Consider the following 26,114-nt stretch of genomic DNA (forward strand, 5'->3'; position numbering starts at 1 on the left):
CCGCCAGCCTCCCTGTTAAGCGGGGCGTGCGTTCCGCTACGGTGGGAACCGGAACGCACGCCCCGATTATATCTGGAGGAACCATGGCCAGGTCGCGATGGACCGCCGACGACGTACCGGGTCAGCAGGGCCGGGTCGCCGTGATCACCGGCGCCAACACCGGTGTCGGCTTCGAAACCGCCCGGGTACTCGCCGCGCGTGGCGCGTCCGTGGTGCTCGCCGTACGCGACGTGGAGAAGGGCAAGACGGCCGCCACCCGGCTCACCACCGATGTCCCGGGCGCCGACGTCACCGTGCTGCGGCTCGACCTGACCTCGCTGGCCTCGGTCCGCGCCGCCGCCGAGCAACTGCGGGACAGCCATCCGGGCATCGACCTGTTGATCAACAACGCGGGCGTGATGTACACCCCGCAACTCGCCACGGACGACGGTTTCGAGCTGCAGTTCGGGACCAATCACCTGGGCCACTTCGCGCTCACCGGGCTGTTGCTCGACGCGATGCTGCGGGTACCCGGCTCCCGCGTGGTCACCGTCAGCAGCGCCGGGCACAAGCAGGGCGGACCCATCGACCTCGCGGACCTCAACTGGGCCGGGAGGCCGTACCGCAGGGTCGACGCGTACGCGCACTCCAAGCTGGCCAACCTGATGTTCACCTACGAACTCCAGCGCCGGCTGTCCGTACGGGCCCCGACGATCGCCGTGGCGGCCCATCCCGGCGGGTCGGATACCGGCGGGTCCAGGAAATCGGTGTCCCGACAGCCCGTCCTCTTCCGGGCGGCGTTCTCCCTGGTACGCCCGTTGCTGCTGCAGTCGGCCGAGATGGGAGCGCTACCCACGCTGCGCGCGGCGACCGACCCCGCCGTGCAGGGCGGCCAGTACTACGGCCCGGAGGGGTTCATGGAGAGCAAGGGGCACCCGAAGGTGGTGAAGTCGAGCGCCGCGTCGTACGACGTCGCCGGCCAACGTCGACTGTGGGCCATTTCGGAGGAGCTGACGGGGGTGAGTTTCCCGGTTTGACCCACAGGTACCCAACACCATGAATGATGACGAAATCGGGCGAAGATCGGAGAAGAGGGTGAAAACGAACCGAGGTGGCGCGACCTACTGGACGCTGACCACACTGGGCGTCCTCGGCGGCGTTCTCGGCGCGCTGGGTGTGGTCAGCCCGAATCGGCAGTTGCGTATGTCGGGATTCGAAACCCCGGCCGAACATGGGCCGGGCGACCACACCACCGCCGTCATGGGGAGCAGTTCGTTCGCCGCGATCGGTGAGGGCGCGGCGTACCTGTTCGGCGCCGGCAAGGGATGGCCGGGCTTTCCCGCGTACGTGATGGCGCGGCGACTGCTGATGGCAGGCGGGTTGGCCGGGTTGGCCGTCACCGGCCGGGCACCCCGGTCCTTTGTCGGCGCGGCGGCCTGGGAAGCGGTGGGCGCCGCCGCCATCGGAGCGGCGTCGTGGGTCGACCGCAGGGCAACGCGGTAGCGGGGGCGCCCAGGTGGACGCCCCCGCTACCGTTCGTGCCGTTCGACCCGGATCAGCTCGCGGGTGGGAAGGCGATCTGCACCGTGCCGGTGCGCGGGATCGTCACCGCCGTCGCGCTGTCGAAATCCGTACCGCCGTACCAGCGGTCGCGGTTCTCGGCGTACTGGATCTTGACCTTCTGTCCGCCGAGAACCAGGGTCTGCGCCCCGGTCGCGAAGCTCTCGCTGTCGATGATCGCGATCGGATCGCGGGTGACCGCGTTGCGGATGATCGCCCGGCCCCAGCCCGGATCGTCCGGGACGGTGACGACCAGCGTCGCGCCCTGCTTGAGGGTGTAGTCGAAGTCGGTCGGCTGGTTCTGTCCTGCCAGCACCGTCTGGGCGTTGAGCCGGTTACCGACGCCGCCGCTCCACTGGAACGGGTAGTCGGCCGCCTTGAACTGCAACGGCCACTGGTACGGGCCCAGCCAGTCGATGCTGTACGAGCCGTCGGCGGCGACCTCCGAGTAACGGGTGTCCGTGCCGACGCCCGTGTCGGGGCCGACGATGCCCACGAAACCGTTGCGAACCGGTGCACCGTTGTGGCTGCTCACCGTGCCGGTGATGGTGCCACGGGGGTCGAGCTTGATCTTCGGTGCGGACTTGGTCTCGCCGGTCGCCACGGTGATCCGACGGGCCGCGTCCTGCTCGCCGGTTCCGCCGTCCGGGCCGACCCACTGCGCGCCGTACGGGCTGCCGGTGCTGGGCAGCACGAACAGGTTGTAGGAATCCGGGTCGGCCACCGAGAGCGTCACCGCGCCGGTCGAGTCGGTACGCTCGCAGCCGTCCTGGAACACGAACGTCTTGACCTTCTGGGCGGAGACGCAGACGTTCGGCACCCCGGCGCCGGTCGCCCGGTCGGTCACCCTGGTGCTGATCTTCGCGTACGGCCGGAGCGTGATCTGGACGTCGGTCTGCTGTCCGGCGGTTACCGTCACGCTCGCGGCGTCGTGCTCGTACACGTACCCGTCGGCGCTCGCCGAGAGCCGGTGGGTCCCCACCGGGACGTCGGTCAGGACGACCGCGCCGCCCGTCGAGTTGACGATCTGGTCGCCGATGGAACTCCAGAAACTGTCGATCGCCGCCCCGGTCAGGCTGTCCTTGGCGGTGACCCGGACGGTCCCGGTGGCGAGCCGGCTGTCGTCGACCGTGGTGGTCTGGTTCGCGGTGACCGTGATCGGATCGGCCGTCTCCGGGCTCAGCTTGCCGTACGCGAACTGGTTGAGGTTGCTCCGCCAGTCGTAGAACTGCACCTGGTAGGTGCCCGGCAGGACGTCGTCGATCCGGTAGCTGCCGTCGGCGGCGGTCTCGGTGCTGATGTTCCCGTCGTTGACCGAGAGGCTGACCTGGACGCCGCCCATGCCCTGACCGGCCTGGTCGGTGAAGCGGCCCGCGACCGAGCCGGTCGGCAGCAGTTGCTCGTCGACGACGGTCGTCACGCCGCTGGTCAGGTCGAACAGCTGGGCGGCGTCCCGCGAAACCGCCTGGTGCGCCCACTGGTTGGCGCCCGAGGGCAGCTCGAACGCGACGCGGTAGCTGCCGGGCAGGAGGTCGGCGATCGTGTACGTCCCGGACTCGTTCGTCCGGCCGTACCCGGAGCTGCCGTCGCCCTCGGCCCGCACGAAGTAGCCGGCGGCCGGACTGCCGTCCGGCTTGGTCAACTGACCGGTGACCGTGCCGGTGCCCAGCTTGACGTCGTTGACCGTCACCGTCTGGCCCACGGCGACGGTGAACAGCGTCGCCGTCTCGCGATCCGGCTGGCCGTACGCGTACTGGCGCTGGCCGCTGCCGAAGTAGAAGGCGACCGCGTACGTGCCCGGCCACACCGCCACGGAATAGTTGCCGTCGAAGTCGGCGGGAGCGCCGGACGCGGTGCTGCCGCCGACCGCGTCCGTGACGTCGATCCAGACTCCGCCGACACCGTTGCCGGCGCTGTCGGTGAAACGGCCGCTGATGGTGCCGGTGGGCAGCAGGGTGTCGTCGACGACCGTACGGCCCCCGTCCGTGACCGAGTACAGAGTGCCGGTGTCGTAACTCGTCTTGCTCGGCGCGTACTGGATGGGGTGACCGGGTGCACTGATCATGATCCGGTACGCCGACACCGCCGCCGGCACGTTCCGGACCTCGTACTCGCCGGTCTCACTGGTGGTGGTCGAGTCGTTGAACGTACCGTCGTCGGACGAGACGTAGATCGAGGTGTACGGCACCGGGGTGCCGTTGTCGGTGATGGTGCCGGCGATGGTGCCGGTCGCGTTGGCCGCGTGCGCGGGCGCCACAGCCGTCAGGGTGGTGACGAGCGCTGCCACGACCACCGACCCGAGCCCGCGCAGAGTTGATCCGCTCATGCTTCCTCGTGGGTGCTAGGAGGGGGGTTGGAGGGCTCCATGGACCTAGTCTTGGAATCCCCGTGACCCGGCACGGTAGTCGATCACTGCCACTGTGGACATCCGGGTTTGGCGTACGTGAAGGTGGCGTGGAGGTTCGCGTTCCATCCGGGAAGACCTCACCCGGCCCGGCTAATGGCGTGCGTGGTGACTCGGTGGCCGGTGTGCGAGAGGCTTCTCCCCGGAGACGGGGCACCGGCAGCGACTGTCGGCAAGCCGGTGGGCGATGAGAGAAGTGGTAGGGGTCGATGGAGACAACCGAATATGACGTGATCGTGCTCGGCGCGGGCGCGGTCGGCGAGAACGTGGCCGACCGTGCCGTACGGGGTGGGCTGCGCGCCGTACTCGTCGAGCACGAACTCGTCGGGGGCGAGTGCTCGTACTGGGCGTGCATGCCGTCCAAGGCGTTGCTGCGCCCTGCGCAGGCGCTTCGCGCGGCCCGACAGGTTGCCGGTGCCGCGCAGGCCGTGACCGGTGAACTCGACGTGTCGGCCGTGCTCGCCCGACGCGACTCGTTCACCAGCAACTGGTCCGACGAGGGCCAGGTGGAGTGGGTCGAGGGCGCGGGCATCTCGCTGGTACGCGGGCACGGGCGGATCACCGGCCCGAAGACGGTCACGGTCACCGATCCGGACGGTCGGGAGACCCTGCTCACCGCGCGCCACGCCGTGGTGGTCAGCACCGGTTCGGACCCGATGGTTCCCGACATCGAGGGACTGGCCGCCGCCGACCCCTGGACCAGCCGGGAGGCGACGAGCGCGAAGACGGTTCCGGCGAGCCTCGCGATCATCGGTGGTGGTGTCGTCGGCGTCGAGATGGCGACCGCCTACGCCGGCTTCGGTACGCAGGTCACGCTGATCTCCCGCAGCGGTCTGCTGGAGGGCATGGAGCCGTTCGCGGGTGAGGCCGTCACGAAGGCGCTACGCGACCAGGGCGTCACCGTGCTGCTCGACACCACGACGGCGCGGGTCAGCCGCGGCGAGGACGGGGTGACCGTCGAAACCGGGGACGGGACCACGGTCACCGCTCGGGAGCTGCTGGTCGCGACGGGCCGTAAGCCGCGTACCGGTGACATCGGCCTGGACACCATCGGCCTCACCCCCGGCGACTGGATCGAGACCGACGACACGATGCTGGTGCCCGGCTTCGACTGGCTCTACGCCGTCGGCGACGTCAACCGCCGTGCGCTTCTCACCCATCAGGGCAAGTACCAGGCACGGGCCGCGGGCGACGTCATCTCGGCCCGGGCGGACGGGCGGCCGGTCTCGGACGGGCCGTGGGGTGTCCACGTCGCGACCGCCGACCACGCGGCGGTGCCGCAGGTGACCTTCAGCGACCCGGAGGTGGCCTCGGTCGGCCTGACCGCCGACGCCGCGCGCCGGGCGGGTTACGACATCCGCGTGGTCGACTACGACATGGGCCGCGTCGCGGGCGCGAGTGTGTACGCCGACGGCTATGCGGGCACCGCCCGAATGGTGGTCGACGTGAAACGCGAGGTGGTGCTCGGCGTGACGTTCGTCGGTCCCGACGTCAGCGAGTTGCTGCAGGCGGCGACGATAGCGGTCGTCGGTGAGGTGCCGCTCGGGCGGCTCTGGCACGCGGTGCCCGCCTACCCGACGGTCAACGAGATCTGGCTGCGACTGCTCGAAACCTATGGACGCCCGTCCGCGACGGAGTGAGGGCGACGGTCAGTGGGCCGGGACCGTGGGGCCCGGGTCGGCGTCCGTCGCCGGGTCCCGGTCCACCCCCGCGACGGTACGGGCGACGAGCAGGACGACCAGGGCGGCGACGGTGATTCCGGCGCCGGCCCAGATGGGTGAGGTGTAACCGAGGCCGGCGGAGATGGTCAGCCCGCCGATCCAGGCGCCGAACGCGTTGCCGAGGTTGAAGGCGGCGATGTTCGCGCTGGACGCGAGCGTCGGCGCCTGTGCGGCGTAGCTCATCACCCTGGTCTGCAGTCCGGGCACGGTGGCGAACCCGAACGCGCCCATCAGCAGCAGCGCCGCGTACGTGGCGGGCTGGCTGCGTGCGGTGAGTGCGAACAGGACCAGCACCACGGTCAGGCCGGCGAGCACGGTGATCAGGGTGCGGTCGACGGACCGGTCGGCGAACCTGCCGCCGACGATGTTGCCGACGAAGAGTCCGCCACCGAAGAGGATGAGCAGCCACGGCACCGCCGAGGTGGGGAAGCCGCTCACGCCGGTGAGGGTGTAGGCGATGTACGTGAACGCGCCGAACATCCCGCCGAAGCCGAGGACCGTCACCAGCAGCGAGAGCCAGACCTGGCGGGAGCGGAAGGCGCGCAGTTCGTACGCGAGACCGCCGGGCCCCGCCGACCCGTGCGGTACGCGTACCAGGGCGGCGATGCCGGCGAAGGCGACGATGCCGACGAGCGTGATCGCCCAGAAGGTGGAGCGCCAGCCGAGTTGCTGGCCGAGCAGGGTCCCCAGCGGCACACCGAGTACGTTCGCGGCGGTCAGCCCGGTGAACATGATCGCGATGGCGCCGGCCTTCCGGTTCGGCGGGACCATCTCGGCGGCGACAACCGAGCCGATGCCGAAGAAAGCGCCGTGGCAGAGGGCGGCGACGATCCGTCCGGTGAGCATGAGCCCGTAGTCGGGTGCGACCGCCGACAGCAGGTTGCCGGCGACGAAGAGGGTCAGCAGGGCGAGCAGGACGGCCTTTCGGGGCAACCGGGTGGTGGCCGCGGTGAGGGCCAGCGCGCCGACGACGACACCGAGCGCGTACCCGGTGATCAGCCAGCCCGCGGCGGCCTCGGAGACGTCGAAGGTCGCGGCGACCTCGGGCAGCAGGCCCGCGATCACGAACTCGGTGAGCCCGATGCCGAAGCCACCGAGCGCCAGGGCGATGAGTCCGAGCGGCATGAATGTCTCCGTCTGTACGTCGGCAGGTACAGCGCGTACGCTGGTAGTTGCACGCGCTAGGTTTTATAGTTGTACACGCCATTAGGGCGCGTACGCAACTATCTTCGTCCCGGGAGGTTCGGATGGGGATCGGCGACGACGCCGTCGAGGTGCGCGCTCAGGGGTGGCGGACCCTCGCCGCCCTGCACGGCCTCATCGAGACGACGCTGGAGCGGGCGCTCACCCGCGCGGTCGAACTCTCCGTGGTCGAGTACACCGTGCTGGACGCCCTGGCCCGCCAGGACGGCTGGCACATGCGCATGCAGCAGCTCGCCCGAGCCGCCGCGCTCAGTCCCAGTGCGACCACCCGCCTGGTCAACCGGCTGGAGGAGCGGGGTCTGCTCACCCGGATCCTCTGCGCCGACGACCGCCGGGGGATCTACACCGAACTGACCCCGTCCGGCCGCGACTTCCTGGACCGGGCTCGCCCCGTACACGACGCGGCCCTCGAACAGGCGCTGCGTGACGCCGAGGACGTACCCGAGCTTCGGGATCTCGCCGAGGCGCTGCAACAGGGCGTACCCGCACCGGGTCGGTAGCGGCTGGCGGCGTACCGGTCGGTCCCGCCCGGCTGGCGGCGGCCCGGCCGGGGGCCTCCCCGCGGATACCAGCCCACAAGCGGCACCGGCCGCGACTTTGCCGCAACGAGGATTTACCGGACGGGTGGCGGGTAGTTCCGGTCATGGCGGGTGCGCAGGACCGGCTGACCGGATCGACGGCCGGTCGGGGTTTCGCGTGGCTCGGCGGCCTGGTCAGCCGGGTCGGAGACCGTTCCGGTGCGACGTTGCGCGAGCGGGCCCACGACGTACGGGGAAATCTCCTGCTCGCCCTCCAGGTAGGGGTCGCCGCGGGTGCGGCCTGGGCGATCATGCACGACGGTTTCGATGCCGCGGCACCGATTTTCGCCCCGGTCGCGGCGGTCGGCACGCTCGCCGCCTCGCTCGGGCACCGGACCCGCCGGACCGTCGAGCTGGTCATCGGAGTCGCGGTCGGTATCGGGGTGGGCGACCTGCTGATCAGCGGCATCGGCAGCGGACCCGTTCAACTCGGCCTGATCGTCACGCTGGCGATCCTGGTCACCATCAGCCTCGGCGGCGGTGTCGCGGCGCTGACCCAGGCCGCGGCCACCGCCGTACTGCTGGTGGCGTTCGATCCGAAGATGACCGACCCGGCGTTTCCCCGGATCATGGAGGCGCTGGTCGGCGGCGGCGTCGGACTGGTGGTGGCGTCGCTCGTACTGCCGCTCAATCCCGGTCGTGCGGTCGACCGGGCGGCCCGACCGGTGCTGGAGTCCCTGGCCGACGACCTGTCCATGACCGGCTCCGCGATGGCGGACCGGGACGTGGACCGGGCCAGGGAGGCGCTGGAACGGCTGCGCCGCATCGTCGGGCGGATGGAGGGCTGGGACGAGGCGGTGGACAGCGGCCGGGAGGCGACCATCCTGTCACCGGCGTACTGGAACCGGCGGCGGGCGATCAGCAGGTACGCCGCGAGCCTGGAGTACGTCAACCAGGCGGTGCACAACTCCGGCACCCTGGTACGGCGAGCCGTCACCGCGATCGAGGACGGGGAACCGATGCCCGCGTCGTTGGCGTCGGCGGTGGGTCGACTGGGTGACGCGGTCCGCCTGCTCTACGAGGAACTCGGCGCCCGGGCGACTCCCGACCAGACCCGTGCCTGCGTACTGGCGGCCGTGACCGAGGCGGGTCGGGCCTATACCGAGGGGGTCGGCTTCTCCGGCAGCGTGGTGGTCGCCCAGGTCCGCACCACCGCGAGTGATCTTCTCCGGGCCACCGGGCTGGAGCGGACCGAGGCCATCCATCTGGTCCGGCGGGCGGTGAAGGCGTGGCAGCGCCCCGAAGAGCCCGAGCCGCCGTCGGAGCCCCGGCGGCAGTCGGCGCACTGACACTGTGTGCACCCAGCGGCTGGCCGAGCCGGGTGCGCCGGGCCGCGAACGTGAGCAGCAGACCCCGAACACGCGAAAGCGTGGCTGTCCGGCGGGGGACAGCCACGCTCTTGCGTGACGCGGGGGAATGGGGTCGGGGGAGTTGTTACTTGGGCGGGGTTTCGGTCTTGCCGGCGCTGCGTGGCGGGGCCGACCAGGGGCTCTCGCTGTCGGTGCGGCGGGGCAGCGGCGTCGGCGCCACGGGAGCCGGCGTCGGTGTCGGCGCGGGTGGATCGGGGTAGCCCAGGGTCGGCGGTGCGGTGTCCCGTTCCACCAGGTCCGGCTGCAACGCCGACCAGTCGCGGGTGAACGTCTCGGTGCTGTCGGCCTCGTCGACGGTCGTCGTCGTGGCCGATTCCGGTACGGCTGCCGGTGCCGGCCAGCGCCGCCAGCGCTGACCGCTGAACACCGCCATCAGCAGCAGCGCGCCGAGGAAGAAGAGGGTGCCGTTCTCCACGGGGTGGAGCAGCGGCAGCGGATCACCGAAGACCTTCCAGTTCGTCGGCACCGTGTCGCGTACCCGGAAGGGGTCGACGAACAGCCCGACGTACGGGGTGATCAGGGCCAGCCCGGCGATCAGCGGGCCGAGCGGTGACACGCGCAGCGTGCCGATCAGACCGAGCAGGATCCCGGCGACCGCGAGGTAGACCGAGGGCTCGATCAGGTTGGCCGTGTTGTACTTGCCGATTTCCAGCCAACGGGTGACTGTGCGGGTCGACCCGTCCTGACCGAGAGTAATCAGGACCCAGGTCAACGGTGCCGCCACCACTCCGGCGAGCAAGCTCCAGAGATGTCGCATCCGCGCACCGTACCGGTTCCGGTCGGGGCGAGCCGAGTACGCCCGGCTGCCGGGAAAAGACGACCCGGTCCCGTGATGACGGGGTCGCGCTGCGTGTCCGGTTCTGCCCTTGTCTGATGGTGATCATCCAACCGTGCCCTGACATGGGCACCTCGGCCAAGTTCCGGAACCGGCGAGGCATTGACTCCTCTCGTCATGAGCGCGAAAGTGTCGAATAAGAGAGCGCTCTCACACATGTTCGACACCTTCGCGTAACCAGAACGAATCACTGGTCCGGTTGCGCCTGCGCCAAGGAGGAACGATGGATGGGGCCGTGTTGCTGCCCGACGTCCAGCGCCGCCGGATGAACCGGTGGCGTCCGATCGTCGTGCTGAGCGCTCTCGTCGCGCTGCTCAGCGCGTACGTGGCAATTTCCGCCGACCGGGCCGGGGCGGCCGACCCACCGCTGTCCCAGGGCCGCCCGGCGACCGCGTCCTCGGTCGAGTCGGCGGCCATGCCGGCCTCCGCGGCCGTCGACGGCAACGCCGGCACCCGCTGGTCCAGCGCGTTCAGCGATGCGCAGTGGCTCCAGGTCGACCTCGGCGCCAGCGTGGCGATCAACCGGGTGGACCTGGTCTGGGAGGGCGCCTTCGCCCGCGCCTTCCAGCTCCAGGTGTCGACCAACGGCACCACCTGGACCTCGGTCTACTCGACCACCACCGGCGCCGGTGGCACCCAGTCGCTGACCGTCTCCGGCACCGGTCGCTACGTCCGGATGCTGGCCACCCAGCGCGGCACCGCGTACGGCTACTCGCTCTGGGAGTTCCAGGTCTTCGGTCCGGCTGCGCCGCCCACCGGCTGCGGCACCACCAACGCGGCACTGAACCGGCCGACCACCGCATCCTCGGCCGAGGCCGCCGGCACCCCGGCCAGCGCCGCGACCGACGGCAGCACCGCCACCCGCTGGGGCAGCCTGTTCACCGACCCGCAGTGGCTCCAGGTCGACCTCGGCTCGACCCAGTCCGTCTGCGGCGTCACCCTGAACTGGGAGGCGGCCTACGCGACCGCGTACCAGGTCCAGGTCTCGGCCGGCGCGACCGGACCGTGGACCACGATCTACTCCACCACCACCAGCACCGGCGGGGTACAGGCCATCACCGCCGCCGGCAGCGGGCGCTACATCCGGGTGTACGGCACCGCCCGCGCGACCGCGTACGGCTACTCGCTGTGGGAGTTCCAGGTGCGTACCGGCACCTCGCCGACGACCCCGCCGACGAACCCGCCGACCACGCCACCCACCACGCCGCCGACGACTCCGCCGACGACCCCACCCGTGACCACCCCGCCGCCCGGCGGGACCCGGCTGCTGTCGTACGGCAAGCCGGCGGTCGCGTCGACCGACCAGAACGACGTGAACTGTTACGGCTGCACGCCGGACAAGGCGTTCGACAACGACCCGGCCAGCCGCTGGGCGACCAGTTCCACCACGGGCTGGGTCGACCCCGGCTGGATCTACGTCGACCTCGGCGCCACCGCGACCATCTCGCAGGTGGTGCTCCAGTGGGACCCGGCCTTCGGTCGGGCGTACCAGATCCAGGTCTCGCCGAATGCGACCACCTGGACCACGATCTACTCCACCACCACCGGAGCCGGCTTCAAGGAGACGCTCAACGTCTCCGGCTCCGGCCGCTACGTGCGGATGTACGGCACCGCCCGGGGCACCGCGTACGGCTACTCGCTCTGGGAGTTCAAGGTCTTCGGCACCGGTGGTGCCCCGATCACGCCCCCGGCCCAGCCGGCCGACCCGACGTTCCCGGCCACCCGGCTGATCTGGAGCGACGAGTTCAACGGTGCCGCCGGCAGCAAGCCGGACCCGGCGAAGTGGACCATCGACCCCGGCACCGGGCAGAACAACGAGATCCAGTACTACACGAACAACAACAACGCGAACATGGACGGCAACGGTTCGCTGGTTATCGAGGCACGGCGGGAGACCGCTGGTGGGCGTGACTACACGTCGCACCGGATGAACACCGGCGGCAAGTTCACCACCCAGTACGGGCGGGTCGAGGCGCGGGTCAAGGTGCCGAAGGGCAACGGGCTCTGGCCGGCGTTCTGGATGATGGGCGCCGACTTCCTCACCGGCCGCCCCTGGCCGTACAACGGCGAGATCGACATCATGGAGGTCCTCGGCCGCAACACCTTCGAGGGCTACTCCACCCTGCACGCGCCGCAGTACAACGGCGGTGGCGGCTACGGCCAGAAGTACACCACTCCCGGTAACGCCGACCTGTCCCTGGACTACCACGTCTGGTCGGCGGAGTGGGACAGCCGTGGCATCACCTTCAAGCTCGACGGCACGACGGTCTTCTACGCCAGCAAGGAGACGGTGGAAACGACCCGCGGACCGTGGGTCTTCGACCACCCGTTCTACATCATCCTCAACCTGGCCGTGGGCGGCGACTTCCCCGGACCGGTGGACGGCACCACGCCGTTCCCGTCCCGGATGCTCGTCGACTACGTACGGGTCTACCAGTAACTCCCGGTAGCGATCATCCGGCGGGTGGCTGGCCAGCGGAGACGCAGGTCATCCACCCGCCGGTGCGCGTACGGGGCGGGTGCGGGGGGCCGTACCGTTCGGGGCATGACCGAGCAGACCCCGGCCCCGCTGTCGGGCAAGCCGACCTCGTACTCGCGGGTGACGCTGAGCCGCATCATGACCGCGGTCGACGTCAACCTGTACGGCACCGTGCACGGCGGGGTGCTGATGAAGTTCGTCGACGACGTGGCCGGTGCCTCGGGCGCCCGGCACAGCGGCGGTACGGCGGTCACCGCCGCGATCGACGAGATCGTCTTCTCCGAGCCGGTCCGGGTCGGTGATCTGGTGCACGCGCACGCGCAGGTCAACTGGACCGGCAGCACCTCGATGGAGGTCGGGGTGAAGGTGGTCGCCGAGCGCTGGGACAGCGCCGAGGACCAGCCGTTGCGGGTGGTCACCGCGTACCTGGTGTTCGTCGCCGTGGACGTGGCCGGCAATCCGCGCGAGGTGCGGCCGGTGCTGCCGGAGACGCTGGACGACGAGCGGCGGTGGCGGGAGGCGGAGATCCGCCGCGCGCACCGGCTGGCCAAGCGGAACGCGATCCAGGCCAACCGGGCGGCGGCCGAGTAAGGGGCCGGTACCCCGCGGTACCCGTCGGCGGCGAACGGGCAGGGTTCGGCCCTGGCCGAATAGAGCGGGGCCGGAGATCGGGCGGGCAGCCGAAGAAGTTGTTGCCACGTAAGCTTTGCGGCACCGCTTCGTCGGCACCCCTTACCCCCTCGGCCCCGCCCCCCCTGGAGCCCGCCACATGCGCCCCCGCATGATCATGGTGTTTGCCGCCGCGATGATCCTTCTCGGTGGCGGCCTGCTGGTGCCCGCCGCGTACGGCGAGTTCACCGCGACCGATCCGGCGGCGCCGGACCCGGTCGCCACCACAGCGGCGGCGGCGCGGGCGGCCCTCACCCCGCCGCCACCGCCGACCCTGGCCCCGGCGCCGGTCTCGGTGCCGGCGGACGGTTTCGTCGCCTGGGCGCTGCTCGACCGCAAGAGTGCGCAGATCAGCGGCTCGTCCAACAGCGCCAAGTCGACCAACTCGACCGAGTCGATGATCAAGGTGTGGATCGTCTCGGACTTCCTGCGCCGGACGGCGGAAGCGGGCAAGACCCCCTCGGCGGAGCGCCTGAAGCAGGGCAGCGCCGCGCTGCGGTACAGCGACGACGACGCGGCCGGAGCGCTCTATTCCGCCAGTGGCGGCACGGCCGTGACCAAACGGATGATCAGCATGTGCAAGCTCACCAACACCCGGCTCGGCACCGTGCCCGGCTACGTCGGCTGGTGGAGCTTCACCGAGATGACCGCGCAGGACGCGGTACGGCTGGGCGAGTGCGTCCGGAACGGCACCGCCGCCGGTCCAAAGTGGACGGACTGGGTGCTGGACGAGATGCGCAACGTCTGGGGCAGCGCGGCAAAGAAGGACCAGCAACGGACCAGGGGTGGAGGTCGCTGGGGCATCGTCGACGGCCTGCCGAAGGAACTCGTCCAGGCCGACCCGGTCAGCATCAAGAACGGCTGGACCTCGCTCGTCTACGACGGGAACTGGCACGTCAACTGCCTCGCCATCAGTAACAACTGGGTGCTGGCGGTCCAGCAGCGCTATCCCGACAAGCGCGGTCTGGAATATGGTGCGCGGGTCTGCGCGAACATCGCCGCCCAACTGGTCACCCCGGGGGTCGGCGCCGCGCTGAAGATCCCCCGACCCCTGACCGGGAGCTGACACGTTGGAAAGCAGCACCACCACCGCCCGCTCCCACCGTTCGAGCCGGCGGTCGCCCTGGTGGCTGGCGGCCGTCGCGGGTGCACTGGTCCTCCTGGTGCTGGTCGGGATCCGGATCCTGCCGGGCGGGTCGACGGACACCGAGGCGGTCGCCCGGTGGGACGAGCCGGCCGGGCCGATCGGTGCCGGCGGCGCCCCGTCGGCGGGTGGCACAGCGACGCCGACCGGCTCGGCATCCGCGCTGCCGTCCGCGACGCCGTCCGCCTCCCCGACGAGGTCACCCGGTAGGTCGCCGTCCGGTTCACCCACCGGCAAGGCTGCCCCGCCGCTGTCGCCGCTCGGTGTACGACCGACGACGGTCAAGCTCGACCTGCGGGGTTGGTGGGCCTGGAGCATCGTCAACCGGCGTACGGGCGCGGTCTCCGGTTCCGCCAACATGGGCGAGACGAGCACCACCGCGTCGTTGATCAAGGCTTGGCTCACCGCCGACTACCTGCGTCGGGCGGCGGCCGACGGGGTGACCCCGACCGAGGCGAAGCTCGCCGACCTAACCAAGATCATCCGTGACAGCGACAACACCCGTACCGAGACGCTCTTCACCGAGCTGGGTCGGATCGAGTCGATCAACCGGCTGCTCGGCACCTGCAAGCTCACCGACAGCAGCCCGGCCGCGGACGGCGGCTGGAGCCGTACCGCGCTGTCAGCCCGGGACACCGCCCGGCTCGGCGTCTGCATCGCCGACGGCCGCGCGGCCGGCGACAAGTGGACCACCTGGCTGCTCAACGAGATGCGCCTGGTACGCGGCGTCGGCGACTTCGGCATCCGGCACGCCTTCCCGGCGGCACAACGCAAGACGATCGCGATCAAGAACGGCTGGGTCGAACGGACCAAGGAGCAGGAGTACCACGTCAACTGCCTGGCCATCTCGGGCGACTGGACGATGGGCGTGATGACCCGCTACCCGGTCGCCCTCGGCTGGGACTACGGCATGGACAACTGCCAGAAGATCGCCGAACAGCTCCGGGCACCGGCCTGACCGGTCAACCCTCCCGGAGACTGACATCGGGCGTGGCCGACATGCCGTGGTGGGCGCGTACCGCGTCGGAGACGACGATGCCGAGCAGGACCACGCACGTGGTGGCCGTGACCAGCACCGGCGGCAGGAACACCATCGCCGGTGCGACCAGCACCAGGACCAGCAGCCAGCCCAGCCGGGCTCGCGAGACGGTACGGAAGACCTCGTACTCGAAGGCGGTCCGGCCGATCAGGAACAGGGCCGGACCGCCGAAGATGACACAGATCAGACCGGCCGGGGTGGAGCCGTCCGGCCGGTCGATGACCAGGTCGAAGCCGGCCGCGCTGGCTACCACACCGAGCACCATGAGCAGGTGCGTGTAGGGCGCCCAGCGGGTGATCCGGCCCGGCCGCACGTCCAGGGCCATCTGCAGGAACGCGCCGGCCCGGAACACGTAGATCTGCCAGAACAGCAGGGTCGTGACAAAGGCCAGCACGAAGGCGGCGACCCGCAGCGCGGTGAACTCGCTGGCACCGATCCGCAGCGTCGGGACCAGCAGCAGGTCGCCGAGCGCGAGGATGAGGAACTGCTGGTAACGCTCGCCGAGATGGCCGCTGGCCTTCTCGTACTGCTCGAGCGGGACCCGGCCGACCATGGGCGTGGGATACCGCAGCGCCGCCGAGACGTAGTCGATCGTGATCGCGAGCGCCCAGAGGCCGAACCGGTCCCATCCCTCGACGAAGATGCCAGCGATCCACAGCACCCCGGAGATCACGAACCAGAACAGGAAGCGTGCCGCCCGGGTCCGCGCGGTGGTGCTGCGCAGCACGCTCACCAGCACGACCCCGCGACCGACGTGCATGGCCACGTACGCGGTCGCGAAGAGCCAGCCCAGGTTCGAGAAGGCGTGCGGCATGCTGGCCGCGAGCAGGATGCTGCCGAGCAGCTTCCCGGCGATCATCGCCTGGATCGGCAGCCGTTCCGGGTTGTAGAAGTCGGTCAGCAGCGCGGTGATCGACCAGGTCCACCAGATCGCCATCACGAGTACGAGCAACCGCACGGCCCCGGTCGGGGTCACCTCTTCGGCCAGCCGCATCGACGTCAGGGTGAGCGCGGCGACGTACGCCACGTCGAAGAGCAATTCGAGCAGGGTGGCCCGTTCCGGCGCGTCGGAGCTGCGGATCAGCCCGGTCCTGCCCTCGTCCGTCATCGATCATCCGCCCCGGTCCGCGCTGCGCCCATGCCGGGCCGAACGGTTCAGGTTGGCGAAGGAGTCGGCCACATCTGCCCAAGTTAAGCAAGCGGCGGGACCGGGCGGGCACGTACCGGGAAATCGCCCGATCGGCGTGCCGCTGGACCATAAACGGCGGCCGTGACCCGAACCAGCGGGCCACGGCCGTCATGCCGTACGGGTGGAACGGGTCAGGGTTGCTGGACCAGGCGGAACGACTGGGCGGCGGAGCCGTTGCAGGCGTACTGCACGAGCTGGACGCTGTTGGCGGTCGAGGCGCCGGGCACGTCCAGGCACTTGCCGCTGAGACGGTTCACCAGTCGGTAGGTGCCGCCGGTCTCGGCGACCGGTTGCCACTGCTGGTTGTTGCCGCCGCTGTACGTCCAGAGCTGGATCGGCGCGTTGTCGGCGGTGGACACGTTCGTCACGTCGATCGACCGGGCGCTGTTGCCACGGTTGTTGACGCGTACGAAGCCGCCGCTGGTCGGCTGGAACTGGAACTGCTGTGCGTTGCTGTTGTTGCAGGTGTACTGCTGGATCGCGGTCCCGTTGGCGGTGCCGGCGGCGCGGCTGTCGACGCACTTGCCGTTGCCCGCGTTCACCACCGTGTACCAGGCGGTCGGTGAGATCGGAGTGGTCGGCGGGGGAGTGGTGCCGCCGCCACCGCCGAGCCAGAGCAGCCCGTCGATCAGGAACCGGTTCTGCACCTCGCTGGCGAAGGTGGACGAGAGCGGGGTGTTGTTCTCGTAGTTCATCGCGTTGTGGCCGAAGTTCGCGTACAGCATCTTGTAGTTGACGTTTCGCCAGATGATCGGGTAGTAACCGCTGCGCCAGGTCTGGTTCGGGTCGGTGCCGAGCGGGAAGCTGCTCTGGTCGACCGAGGCGAGAATGTCGATGTTCGGGTTGTTGCGCAGATCGTTGTTCCAGCTGTACCACTCGCTCACCGACGAGGTGAAGGTCTGCGGCAACCGTACGGTCGACGGGTGTGTCTGGTCCTCGACCCGCAGTACGGCGGTGGTCGGTCCCCAGGTGTTGTTGCGGAACGCTCCGGTGCCGAGGAATTGGTTGTGGTACCAGTCCCAGCCGCCCGGATTCGTGTTGAAAGCGGACACGTGGAAGCCGAGCCAGGCCCCGCCGTTCTGCATGTACTGCTGGAATGCCGGGCGTTGTGCGGCCGGAGGCAGGTCGTCCAGGAAGAGCACCACCTGGTACTGGGCCAGGTTCGCCGTGTTGAGCCGGCTCCAGTCGGTCGTCGCGGTGTAGGTGAAGTTGTTCTGCGCCGCGATCTGCGGGAACCATTGGTTGGCTTCCCGGACGAAACTGATGTGCGCCGCGTCCCAGGTGCCGTTGTAGAAGGCAATGACGTTGAATGCGGGTGCGGCGGCAGCCGCCTTTGCATTTCCGATTGCCGGGCTGGACGATACGCAGATCAGCGCCAGGAAAAGCGCGAGGAGTTGGACCAGTCTTCTTCTGGCGACTGGCGTACGGGTACCGATATCCATGATGGGTCCTCTCGGACCGCGCGTGGCTGGTCGGGTTGACCAGGGCGATGCCACGGGCGATCGACCATACGCTATGGCTCGCTCGGATCACGTGTCAATATCCGACTTAAGAGAAGCAATCGGTCATCCGATACCTGGGCAATTGCGCATTGTGACCGGCGTTCCGGTGGGCCGTGGGTGGCCCACATCAACCGGGCCGAAGCATGTGGGTCGGGCACGTCTCGGTCGGACCGGGGCGTGCGCAGAATGGGCCCCTGGGGTACGGCAGGATGGCGGCTGGGTCACACCACGGTGTTGTGGCAGGCCTGGGGAGGGGAGGACCATGGGTGACGTGCTCTGGGAGCCGCCGGTCGACGTCCGCGAGACCACGCGGATCGGTGACTACCTGCGCTGGTTGCGGGAGCACCGCGGCCTCGACTTCGCCGACTACCCGGCACTGTGGCAGTGGTCGGTCACCGACCTCGACGCCTTCTGGCGCTCGATCTGGGACTACTTCGAGGTCATCGCGCACACCCCGCCCACCACGACGCTGAGCGGCGACCGGATGCCGGGCGTCGAGTGGTTCCCCGGCGCGACGCTCAACTACGCCGAACACGTACTGCGGATGCCGGGCCTGGCCGACGACTCCCCTGTGGTCATCGCGCACAGCCAGACCCGCGCGCCGGTCACCCTCACCGCCGCGCAACTGCGCGAGGACGTACGCCGGGCGCGCGCCGGACTGCGCCGGCTCGGCGTGAGCCGGGGGGACCGGGTCGCCGCGTACGCGCCGAACATCCCCGAGACGTTCGTGCTGATGCTCGCCACCACCAGCCTCGGCGCGATCTTCTCCTCCTGTGCGCCGGAGTTCGGCACCCGCAGCGTCACCGACCGCTGGCAGCAGATCGAGCCGAAGGTCCTGGTCGCCGTCGACGGCTACCGCTACGGGGACAAGCCGGTCGACCGGCGCGCCGAGGTGGCCGCTATCCGGGACGCGCTGCCGTCGCTCGTACACACGGTGGTCCTGGGCTATCTGGATCCGGACGTCGCGCCGCCGGACGGCACCCTGACCTGGGCGGACCTGGCGGCCGACACCGACGAGCCGCTGGCCTTCGACCCGGTGCCGTTCGACCACCCGCTCTACGTGCTCTACTCCTCCGGCACGACCGGGCTGCCCAAGCCGATCGTGCACGGCCACGGCGGCATCCTGCTCGAACACCTCAAGATGCTCGCCCTGCACCACGACCTCGGCCCGGCCGACCGGTTCTTCTGGTTCACCACCACCGGCTGGATGATGTGGAACTTCCTGGTCTCCGGGCCGGCGGTCGGCGCGGCGATCGTGCTCTACGACGGCAACCCCGCCGTGCGGGCCGAGCCCGGCCGCCCCGCCGAGCCCGACCTCGGCGCCCTCTGGCGACTCGCCGAGGAGACCGGCACCACCTACTTCGGCACCTCGGCGCCGTTCCTGCTGGCCAACCGGAAGGCCGGCGTACGCCCCAGGGAGATCGCCGACCTCAGCCGGCTGCGCGGTCTCGGCTCGACCGGCGCACCATTGCCCGCCGAGGGCTTCACCTGGGTGTACGACGAGGTCAGCACCACCCTGCAACTCCAGTCGCTGTCCGGCGGCACCGACGTCTGCACCGGCTTCGTCGGCGGCGTACCGCTCCTGCCGGTGTACGCCGGAGAGATCGCCTGCCGGGCGCTCGGGGCCAGGGTGGAGGCCCGCTCGGCGGACGGGCAGCCGGTCGTCGGTGAACTCGGCGAGCTGGTGATCACCGCACCGATGCCGAGCATGCCGGTCGGCTTCTGGAACGACCCGGACGGCCGCCGCTACCGGGAGGCGTACTTCGACCACTATCCGGGGGTCTGGCGGCACGGCGACTGGATCACGATCAACGAGCGCGGCGGTTGTGTGATCACGGGCCGGTCGGACGCCACCCTCAACCGCGGCGGCGTACGCCTCGGCACGGCCGAGTTCTACTCGGTGGTCGAGGGGCTGGACGAGGTTACCGACTCGGTGGTGGTGCACCTGGAGGACAACGAGGGCGGAGCCGGCGAGCTGCTGCTGTTCGTCGTACTCGCCGACGGGCTGGAGCTGGACGACGCGATGAAGGCGAAGATCGCGCGTGAGCTGCGTACCGCGCTCTCGCCCCGGCACGTACCGGACCAGATCCACCAGGTCCGCGCGGTGCCCCGGACGCTGTCCGCGAAGAAGCTCGAGGTCCCGGTCAAGAAGATCCTTACCGGTACGCCGGTAGCCGCCGCGGCGGCCACCGGGGCGCTGGTGAACCCGGAGTCGCTGATCGCCTTCGAACTCTTCGCCAAGGAGCGGGCGCAGGGCGCAGCCGAGGGGCGAGCGCGGGCTGACCGGTAGGCCGGCGATGCGCGTCGGGTGGACGGTGTACTCCGTCCGCCCGACCGACAACGTGAGGGCGGCGCCAGAGCGTTTCATCTTTCGTGGGCGCTTACCTACAGTTGACCATCACCGACACCGTCGATCCGCGCACCGGTGGCGGTGAAGCCCTCAGCCCGATGGCCCGGATGGTGCGTACCGCCTGGTGTCACCTGCCGGCGGACTGGGTGGTCGACGGCGCGCTCGTGTCCGGGCGGCGGGCGATCCTGGTCGACGGCGTGGTGGGTAAGGGGCGGACCGCGTACCGGGGTCGGTTCGTGGTGCTGCGGGTGCAGGCCACCGTGCTCACCCCCGCACAGGCACGGGCGCGTCCCTGGTTGGGTGACGTCGCCGGCTTCTACCGATGCGGTCCGGACGGCGTGCTGCGTGAAGTCTTCCCGTCCGAGTTGTGAACACCCGATGCCGGTTCAGGACAGGTCGAGGGTGACCCGCTCGGAGGCCAGCCGGTCGGCCAGCCGGGCCCGGTCGAGGTGGCCGCAGAGCACCACGCTGGCCCCGGCGACCAGGGGCGCGAGCAGCCAGTCCACCGGATCGGGGTGGGTGCTCGCGTCGATCAGCACCCGGGCACCGGCGGTGATCCCGAGCGCTGCCGCAGAGCCGGCGGCGAGCCCGGTCAGCCCGGCGTCCTGCGGCCCACCGCCCGGTTGCGGGCTGAAGTGGTCGCCGTGGCCGCGTACCTCCACCACGTAGTCGGCGAAGCCCGGCGGGACCGTACGCAGCGGGGCGGCCATCGGGGCGAGCGCCAGCGCGTACCGGTCGCCGGCCGGCCAGGCCGCCGCGGTGTCGATCCGGTCGGCGGCAACGAAGAGCACGTCGACCGGGCGCGGCGGCTCGGGACTGTGTGCCGGCGCATCGGCGGGCGTCGTTGCGACAGCCGGTACGGCCAGCCCCGCCCCGTGCACCGCCAACCCCGCTGACCAGCAGCCGAGCAGCACGGACGCGGTCTGCCAGTGTGGCGGCAACAGCACGCCGGCCCGGTCTCCGGGAGCCAGTCCGGCCGAGTCGACCAGCAGGTTCGCGGTCTTGGCGACCCAGTTCGCGAGCGTCGCCCCGGACAACTCCGTACGGTCGCCGGTGGCGTCGTCGTACCAGGTCAGTAGCGGTCTGGTCGGGTCGGCGGCGACCGCCGCGGCGAGCACGCGCGCGATGTTGTCGGCCGTCGTGGTTTTGTCCGTCATCGCCACTGAGGATAGCCTTCGCGGCTGGGTCCGGGTCCGGTCGCCGGTATCGGTTCAGTCGCCGGAAAGACAACGGGCTGTCGGGTCGCAGTCGACGCCGGGACAGCGGGGCGGCGTAGGCTTGGCAAGAGTGTTGTTCCCCACAACCCGCAGTTTGAGGAGTCGCCAAGTGACCCCCGGTCGCCCGCCCCGCGTGCTCATCGACGCCACCAGCGTCCCCGCCGACCGTGGCGGCGTCGGTCGATACGTCGATGGCCTACTCGGCGCGCTGGGCAGACTGTGCGCATCCGGTGGCGTCGATCTGGTCGTGGTCGGACTCCGGACCGACGCGGAGCGTTACGCGCGGATGCTGCCGGCGGTCGAGGTGATCTCCGCGCCGGCCGCCGTCGCCCACCGACCGGCCCGACTGGCCTGGGAACAGACCGGGTTGCCACTGCTCGCCCAGCAGGTCGGCGCGCAGGTGCTGCACTCGCCGTTCTACACCTGCCCGCTGCGGGCGGGTTGTCCGGTGACGGTCACCGTGCACGACGCGACCTTCTTCACCGAGCCGGAGCACTACGACAAGTCCCGGCGGACCTTCTTCCGCAGCGCGATCAAGACCTCGCTGCGCCGCGCCGACCGGGTGATCGTGCCGAGCAAGGCCACCCGGGACGAGCTGATCCGGCTGCTCGACGCCGACCCGACCAAGATCGACGTCGCCTACCACGGGGTCGACCAAAGCGCCTTCCACGCGCCCAGCGAGGAGGAGAAGGCCCGGGTACGCGCCCGGCTCGGCCTCGGCGGTCACAACTACGTGGCGTTCCTCGGGGCCAAGGAGCCGCGCAAGAACGTACCGAACCTGATCCGTGGCTGGGTGCTCGCCGTACAGGACCGGGACGATCCGCCGGCACTGGTCATCGCCGGTGGTCAGGGCCACGACGACGACATCGACCAGGCCGTCGCGGACGTGCCCGCGCACCTGCGCCTGCTCCGCCCCGGCTATCTGCGCTACGCCGACCTGCCCGGCTTCCTCGGCGGTGCGCTGGTCGCCGCCTACCCGTCGTACGGGGAGGGCTTCGGCCTGCCGATCCTGGAGGCGATGGCCTGCGCCGCCCCGGTGCTCACCACCCCGCGGCTGTCGCTGCCCGAGGTCGGCGGCGACGCCGTCGCGTACACCAGCGAGGACCCGCGGCAGATCGCCACCGACCTGGCCGCGCTGCTCGACGACGAATCGCGCCGGTTGGCGCTCGCCAAGGCCGGCCTGGACCGGGCCAAGGAGTTCACCTGGGAGTCCAGCGCCGAGGTGCACCTGGCGGCCTGGAGCCGGATCAGCGGATGAATCGGAACTCCGAGCTGAGCGCAAGCATGCATATGAGGGGCAAAACGTCCGGCATGATGTGTTGATGTTTTTCGCCGTCATCCCAGCGGGCGGCAGCGGCACCCGCCTTTGGCCGCTGTCCCGCGCCGGACACCCGAAGTTCCTCCATCCGCTCACGGGCACCGACGCGTCACTGCTCCAGGCGACGGTCGACCGGATCGGCCCGCTCACCACTCCCGACCGGACCATGGTGGTGACCGGCGTCGCGCACGTCACCGCCGTCGCCCGCCAGCTCGCCGGGCTGCCGGAGGAGAACATCCTGGTCGAGCCCTCGCCGCGGGACTCCTGCGCGGCGATCGCGCTGGCCGCGGCGGTGATCGCACTGCGGGAGCCGGCGGCGGTGATGGGCTCGTTCGCGGCGGACCACCTGATCGGCGACCCGGCCCGCTGGGTCGAGACGGTCCGGTTGGCGATCACCGGCGCCGAGCAGGGCCTGCTGATGACGGTCGGTATCACCCCCACCCGACCGGAGACCGGCTACGGCTACCTCCAGTGCGGCCCGCTGATCGAGGGCGGCCCGCTGCGCATGGTGGAGGAGTTCAAGGAGAAGCCGGCCGCCGACGTCGCCGAGGCGTACGTCCGGTCGGGGCGGTATCTCTGGAACGCCAGCATGTTCGTCTGGCAGGTCGACGTCTTCCTCACCGAACTCGCCCGACAGCAGCCCGAGCTGCATTCCGGGGTGACCACCATCGCCCAGGCCTGGCACACCCCCGAACGGGAGGACGTGCTGGGCTCGGTCTGGCCCACGCTCACCAAGATCTCGGTCGACTACGCGGTGATGGAGGGTGCCGCCGCGGCGGGCCGGGTGGCCACCGTCCCCGGCGACTTCGGCTGGAACGACATCGGTGACTTCCACACCCTCGGTGACGTACTGCCGGCCGACTCGGCGGGCAACGTGGTGCTCGGCGGCGAGGACACCGAAAAGCCGGGTGTGCTGCTCTGGGACAGCACCAACCTGGTCGTGGTGCCGCACTCGGGCCGGTTGGTCGCCGCGCTCGGCCTTCGGGACCTGATCGTGGTGGACACCCCCGACGCGTTGATGATCTGCCCCCGTGACCGGGCCCAGGACGTGAAGAAGCTGGTCGACGAGTTGAAGCAGCGGGGCGAGGAAGGCTACGTCTGAGCCGGCCGGCGTTGGCGCCGGTCCGTACCCTGATCGACATGACCGGCGCCGTGCACACCGTGGACCTGGCCCTCGGCGGTAACGAGGCAAGCGACCTGCTCCCCGTACGTTCACCCGCGGTGCTCGCCGCGTACGGCGCCCGGCAGGCGTTCTGGACGGTGCTCGACGAGGCACCGGTCGAACACAGCATCGGACTGCTGGTCCAGGACGGTGGCGGCGGGTGGGCCGCGTACCCGCTCGCCGCGGATTCCGGGCTGGAGCAGGGCCGGACCGAGGACGCCGAGGCGCTGGCCCGGTTCGGCGAGTGGGTCTACGTGTTCGGCTCGCACTTCGGCTCGAAGGCCGGTCCGCTGCGTCCCCGGCGCGCGTTCGTGGCCCGGTTCCGGGAGCCGGACGCCGCCACCGGACCGGTCCGGCTGGAGGTCGTACGCAACCAGTTCCGCCTGCACCGCGCGGTCAACGACGTGCTGGCCGGCGCGGACATCACCGTACTGCCGCCGGGTGACCGGGTCCGGCACCGGTTCATCGCCGAGACGGTCGCCCGCGGCACCGCCAGGGCGAAGACCTGGGTGAGCCGGCTGGCCCCGGACGACCACCCGCTGAACGTCGAGGGGGCCGCGTTCACCCCTGGCGGATCGCTGCTGCTCGGGCTCCGGTTCCCGGTCACCGACCGGGGCGAGCCGATCCTGGTCGAGGTGACCGGGATGACCGGCATGTTCGAGTCGGGTACCTGGCCACGGGTGGTCCGGGCGTACGCGCTGACCGGGGTCACCCCGCCCGACGCACTGACCGGCTTCCGTGCGCTGTCGGCCGACGCGGACGGGTCGTACTCGGCGGTGATCGGCTCGATCGACGCGGTCGGCAAGGGCTCGGTGCTGCTCGACGACCACCCGTCCGGCGGCGACGTCACGTCACGGCACGTACGTTTCCGGTTGCCGGCGGATGCCGACGTGCTGCCCGCGGTGACCGGGCCGGGGCGGCGGGAGGTGCCGGGGAAACTGGTGGCGGACCTCGCGCCGCTGCGCAATGTGGAAGGACTGGCCGAGGTGGCCGGCGGGCATCTCTACGTCACCGACGAGGACCAGCGGATCGGGCTCTGGACCAGCGCTGGAACGGAGTGGGACGTCCGGGCGGCACCTTCGCGGATCGATGGCCGCGAAACCTCGTGGTGACCTGCCCGGACGTCCGTACCTCCCCTTACCCCCGGCAAGACTTGCGTTGCGCTGGGCAATAGCGAGCATGCCGGGACAGCACCAGGGGCGTCGAGGTCTTTCAGTTCAGGCTGAAAGATGCAGGTGGATCGAGACGGGTACGATCTGACAGGTGTCGGAATGCCCCCTGGCCGTCACCGTCGGGAGCCGCCTGGATGCTGAAAATCTTCTTCTCCAGTGAGGACATCGCCCGGACCCGCGTGGCCTCGGCGGCCGACCCGGTCTGGGAACTGATCCTGAGCCTGCACCTGTTGCAGGGCCGCACCCACGACCCGGTGATGTCCGGCTGGCGGCGGGACGTGTACCGGGGTCTTCGCCGGGAGAATTCGACCGGTCAGCAGCGTCTGCTCTTCGCGCTCAACCCGCCGCGCGGCTACTTCCCCGACTTCCTCACCCCGTCGCAGGGATCGCAGGGACTCGACGCGGGCCTGGACGCGATCCGGTCCACACCGGCCCGGCTGCTGCACCGCGACCTGTCCGTGCTCGCCACCGAGAACGCGCTGCCCAGCACGGCCGGCGCTCTCGCCCGGGGCGAGCCGGAGGTGCTGCGACAGCTCACCGACTCGATGCGCCAATACCAGACGGTGGCGCTCGGACCGTACTGGGACCGGGTCGAGGCGGCGGTCGAGGCGGATCGGATCCGACGGGCCAGGGCGCTGCTCGACGGCGGTGCCGAGGGGCTGTTGGCGAGTCTGCGTCCGGCGGTCCGCTATTCGGCCGGGGTGCTGGAGGTGTTCGACTACCCGTACAGCCGGGAACTGCACCTCGGTGATCGTGGACTGACGCTCATCCCGTCGTTCTTCTGCTCCCGTACGCCGGTGGCGCTGTTCGACCCGGACCTGCCGCCGGTGCTGGTCTACCCGGTCGACCGGCTCGGCGGGCTCACCCCCGCTCCCGGCGAGGGCGCCGGCACGGCACCCGCGATCGGCCAGGGCAGCGGCCGCGAGGCGCTGGCCGCGCTGCTCGGCCGGACCCGCGCCAACGTGCTGGAGGTGGTGGACGAGGGCTGTTCCACCGGGGAGGTGGCCCGCCGGTTGCACATCTCGGCCGCGGCGGCCAGCCAGCACGCCACCGTACTGCGCAACGCCGGGCTGCTGGTCAGCCAGCGCGATCGCAACACGGTACGGCACACGCTCACCCCGCTCGGCCGGGCGATGCTGCACCAGTGAACCGGCTCATGCTGGACCAGTGAACCGGCTCATGCCGCACCAGTGAACCGTCCGGCCCGCCCGCCGGACGGTACC

The 26,114-nt window shown here is 70.5% G+C and carries 20 protein-coding genes and 1 pseudogene; 15 read left to right on the forward strand and 6 right to left on the reverse strand.

From position 1 onward, the window contains the following. The first annotated feature begins 83 nt into the window (after window positions 1-83). Together AB0J90_RS04885 and AB0J90_RS04890 are read left to right on the forward strand one after the other, a co-directional pair. A complete protein-coding gene (locus AB0J90_RS04885; protein WP_363592249.1) occupies window positions 84-1,016 on the forward strand; it encodes an SDR family NAD(P)-dependent oxidoreductase in 933 nt (310 codons plus the stop codon). Between the two features lie 58 nt (window positions 1,017-1,074). Continuing rightward, the gene (locus tag AB0J90_RS04890) at window positions 1,075-1,482 is read left to right on the forward strand and encodes a hypothetical protein (protein ID WP_363592251.1); all 408 of its coding nucleotides are present in this window, start codon (window positions 1,075-1,077) and stop codon (window positions 1,480-1,482) included. 52 nt (window positions 1,483-1,534) lie between these two features. Here AB0J90_RS04890 and AB0J90_RS04895 read toward each other — a convergent pair whose 3' ends face one another. Then, the gene (locus tag AB0J90_RS04895) at window positions 1,535-3,865 is read right to left on the reverse strand and encodes a carboxypeptidase regulatory-like domain-containing protein (protein ID WP_363592253.1); all 2,331 of its coding nucleotides are present in this window, start codon (window positions 3,863-3,865) and stop codon (window positions 1,535-1,537) included. Between the two features lie 287 nt (window positions 3,866-4,152). On the opposite strand from AB0J90_RS04895, the gene AB0J90_RS04900 reads away from it, so the two are divergent. Next, complete coding sequence (locus AB0J90_RS04900) at window positions 4,153-5,583, forward strand: NAD(P)/FAD-dependent oxidoreductase (protein WP_363592255.1); 1,431 nt, start codon at window positions 4,153-4,155, stop codon at window positions 5,581-5,583. Between the two features lie 9 nt (window positions 5,584-5,592). Here the strand turns inward: AB0J90_RS04900 and AB0J90_RS04905 are convergent, their stop codons facing one another. After that, a complete protein-coding gene (locus AB0J90_RS04905; protein ID WP_363592257.1) occupies window positions 5,593-6,789 on the reverse strand; it encodes an MFS transporter in 1,197 nt (398 codons plus the stop codon). Window positions 6,790-6,911: 122 nt separating this feature from the next. On the opposite strand from AB0J90_RS04905, the gene AB0J90_RS04910 reads away from it, so the two are divergent. Continuing rightward, window positions 6,912-7,367 carry a MarR family transcriptional regulator gene (locus AB0J90_RS04910; RefSeq protein WP_363592259.1) on the forward strand — a complete coding sequence of 152 codons (456 nt, stop codon included), beginning with the start codon at window positions 6,912-6,914 and terminating at the stop codon, window positions 7,365-7,367. A 143-nt stretch (window positions 7,368-7,510) separates the two neighbouring features. After that, a complete protein-coding gene (locus AB0J90_RS04915) occupies window positions 7,511-8,734 on the forward strand; it encodes an FUSC family protein (RefSeq protein ID WP_363592261.1) in 1,224 nt (407 codons plus the stop codon). A gap of 145 nt (window positions 8,735-8,879) precedes the next feature. Here AB0J90_RS04915 and AB0J90_RS04920 read toward each other — a convergent pair whose 3' ends face one another. Next, complete coding sequence (locus AB0J90_RS04920) at window positions 8,880-9,572, reverse strand: hypothetical protein (protein WP_363592263.1); 693 nt, start codon at window positions 9,570-9,572, stop codon at window positions 8,880-8,882. Window positions 9,573-9,873: 301 nt separating this feature from the next. On the opposite strand from AB0J90_RS04920, the gene AB0J90_RS04925 reads away from it, so the two are divergent. The 4 genes from AB0J90_RS04925 (at window position 9,874) to AB0J90_RS04940 (ending at window position 14,900) form a co-directional block, all read left to right on the forward strand. Continuing rightward, entirely contained in the window at window positions 9,874-12,090 is a 2,217-nt protein-coding gene (locus AB0J90_RS04925) for a discoidin domain-containing protein (RefSeq protein WP_363592265.1), read from the forward strand. Window positions 12,091-12,195: 105 nt separating this feature from the next. Further along, complete coding sequence (locus AB0J90_RS04930) at window positions 12,196-12,720, forward strand: acyl-CoA thioesterase (protein WP_326560897.1); 525 nt, start codon at window positions 12,196-12,198, stop codon at window positions 12,718-12,720. A 178-nt stretch (window positions 12,721-12,898) separates the two neighbouring features. Further along, window positions 12,899-13,864 (forward strand): hypothetical protein, encoded by a 966-nt coding sequence (locus AB0J90_RS04935; RefSeq protein WP_363592267.1) that lies wholly within the window; start codon window positions 12,899-12,901, stop codon window positions 13,862-13,864. A gap of 4 nt (window positions 13,865-13,868) precedes the next feature. Further along, window positions 13,869-14,900 carry a hypothetical protein gene (locus AB0J90_RS04940; protein ID WP_363592269.1) on the forward strand — a complete coding sequence of 344 codons (1,032 nt, stop codon included), beginning with the start codon at window positions 13,869-13,871 and terminating at the stop codon, window positions 14,898-14,900. 4 nt (window positions 14,901-14,904) lie between these two features. Here AB0J90_RS04940 and AB0J90_RS04945 read toward each other — a convergent pair whose 3' ends face one another. After that, complete coding sequence (locus AB0J90_RS04945; protein ID WP_363592271.1) at window positions 14,905-16,089, reverse strand: low temperature requirement protein A; 1,185 nt, start codon at window positions 16,087-16,089, stop codon at window positions 14,905-14,907. 212 nt (window positions 16,090-16,301) lie between these two features. Continuing rightward, entirely contained in the window at window positions 16,302-17,612 is a 1,311-nt protein-coding gene (locus tag AB0J90_RS04950) for a ThuA domain-containing protein (RefSeq protein WP_363592273.1), read from the reverse strand. A gap of 322 nt (window positions 17,613-17,934) precedes the next feature. On the opposite strand from AB0J90_RS04950, the gene AB0J90_RS04955 reads away from it, so the two are divergent. Next, window positions 17,935-19,962, forward strand: coding sequence for an acetoacetate--CoA ligase (locus tag AB0J90_RS04955; protein ID WP_363592275.1), 2,028 nt, complete (start codon window positions 17,935-17,937; stop codon window positions 19,960-19,962). An 83-nt stretch (window positions 19,963-20,045) separates the two neighbouring features. Continuing rightward, the gene (locus AB0J90_RS04960) at window positions 20,046-20,393 is read left to right on the forward strand and encodes a hypothetical protein (RefSeq protein WP_363592277.1); all 348 of its coding nucleotides are present in this window, start codon (window positions 20,046-20,048) and stop codon (window positions 20,391-20,393) included. Window positions 20,394-20,408: 15 nt separating this feature from the next. Here AB0J90_RS04960 and AB0J90_RS04965 read toward each other — a convergent pair whose 3' ends face one another. Then, window positions 20,409-21,179 carry a TIGR03089 family protein gene (locus AB0J90_RS04965; protein WP_363592279.1) on the reverse strand — a complete coding sequence of 257 codons (771 nt, stop codon included), beginning with the start codon at window positions 21,177-21,179 and terminating at the stop codon, window positions 20,409-20,411. A gap of 169 nt (window positions 21,180-21,348) precedes the next feature. On the opposite strand from AB0J90_RS04965, the gene AB0J90_RS04970 reads away from it, so the two are divergent. From AB0J90_RS04970 to AB0J90_RS04985, 4 genes and pseudogenes are all read left to right on the forward strand, one after another. Continuing rightward, window positions 21,349-22,497: a glycosyltransferase family 1 protein gene (locus tag AB0J90_RS04970; RefSeq protein WP_363592281.1), complete on the forward strand. Its 1,149-nt coding sequence runs from the start codon at window positions 21,349-21,351 to the stop codon at window positions 22,495-22,497. Window positions 22,498-22,561: 64 nt separating this feature from the next. Beyond that, complete coding sequence (locus tag AB0J90_RS04975; RefSeq protein WP_363592283.1) at window positions 22,562-23,659, forward strand: mannose-1-phosphate guanylyltransferase; 1,098 nt, start codon at window positions 22,562-22,564, stop codon at window positions 23,657-23,659. A gap of 38 nt (window positions 23,660-23,697) precedes the next feature. Beyond that, window positions 23,698-24,759 (forward strand): annotated as a pseudogene (locus AB0J90_RS04980) (hypothetical protein); the annotation flags it as partial. A 266-nt stretch (window positions 24,760-25,025) separates the two neighbouring features. Then, entirely contained in the window at window positions 25,026-26,039 is a 1,014-nt protein-coding gene (locus tag AB0J90_RS04985; protein WP_363592285.1) for a helix-turn-helix domain-containing protein, read from the forward strand. Window positions 26,040-26,114: the final 75 nt, after the last annotated feature.

The organism is Micromonospora sp. NPDC049523 (assembly GCF_040676775.1).
In the GTDB taxonomy this organism is placed as follows: Bacteria; Actinomycetota; Actinomycetes; order Mycobacteriales; family Micromonosporaceae; genus Micromonospora_G.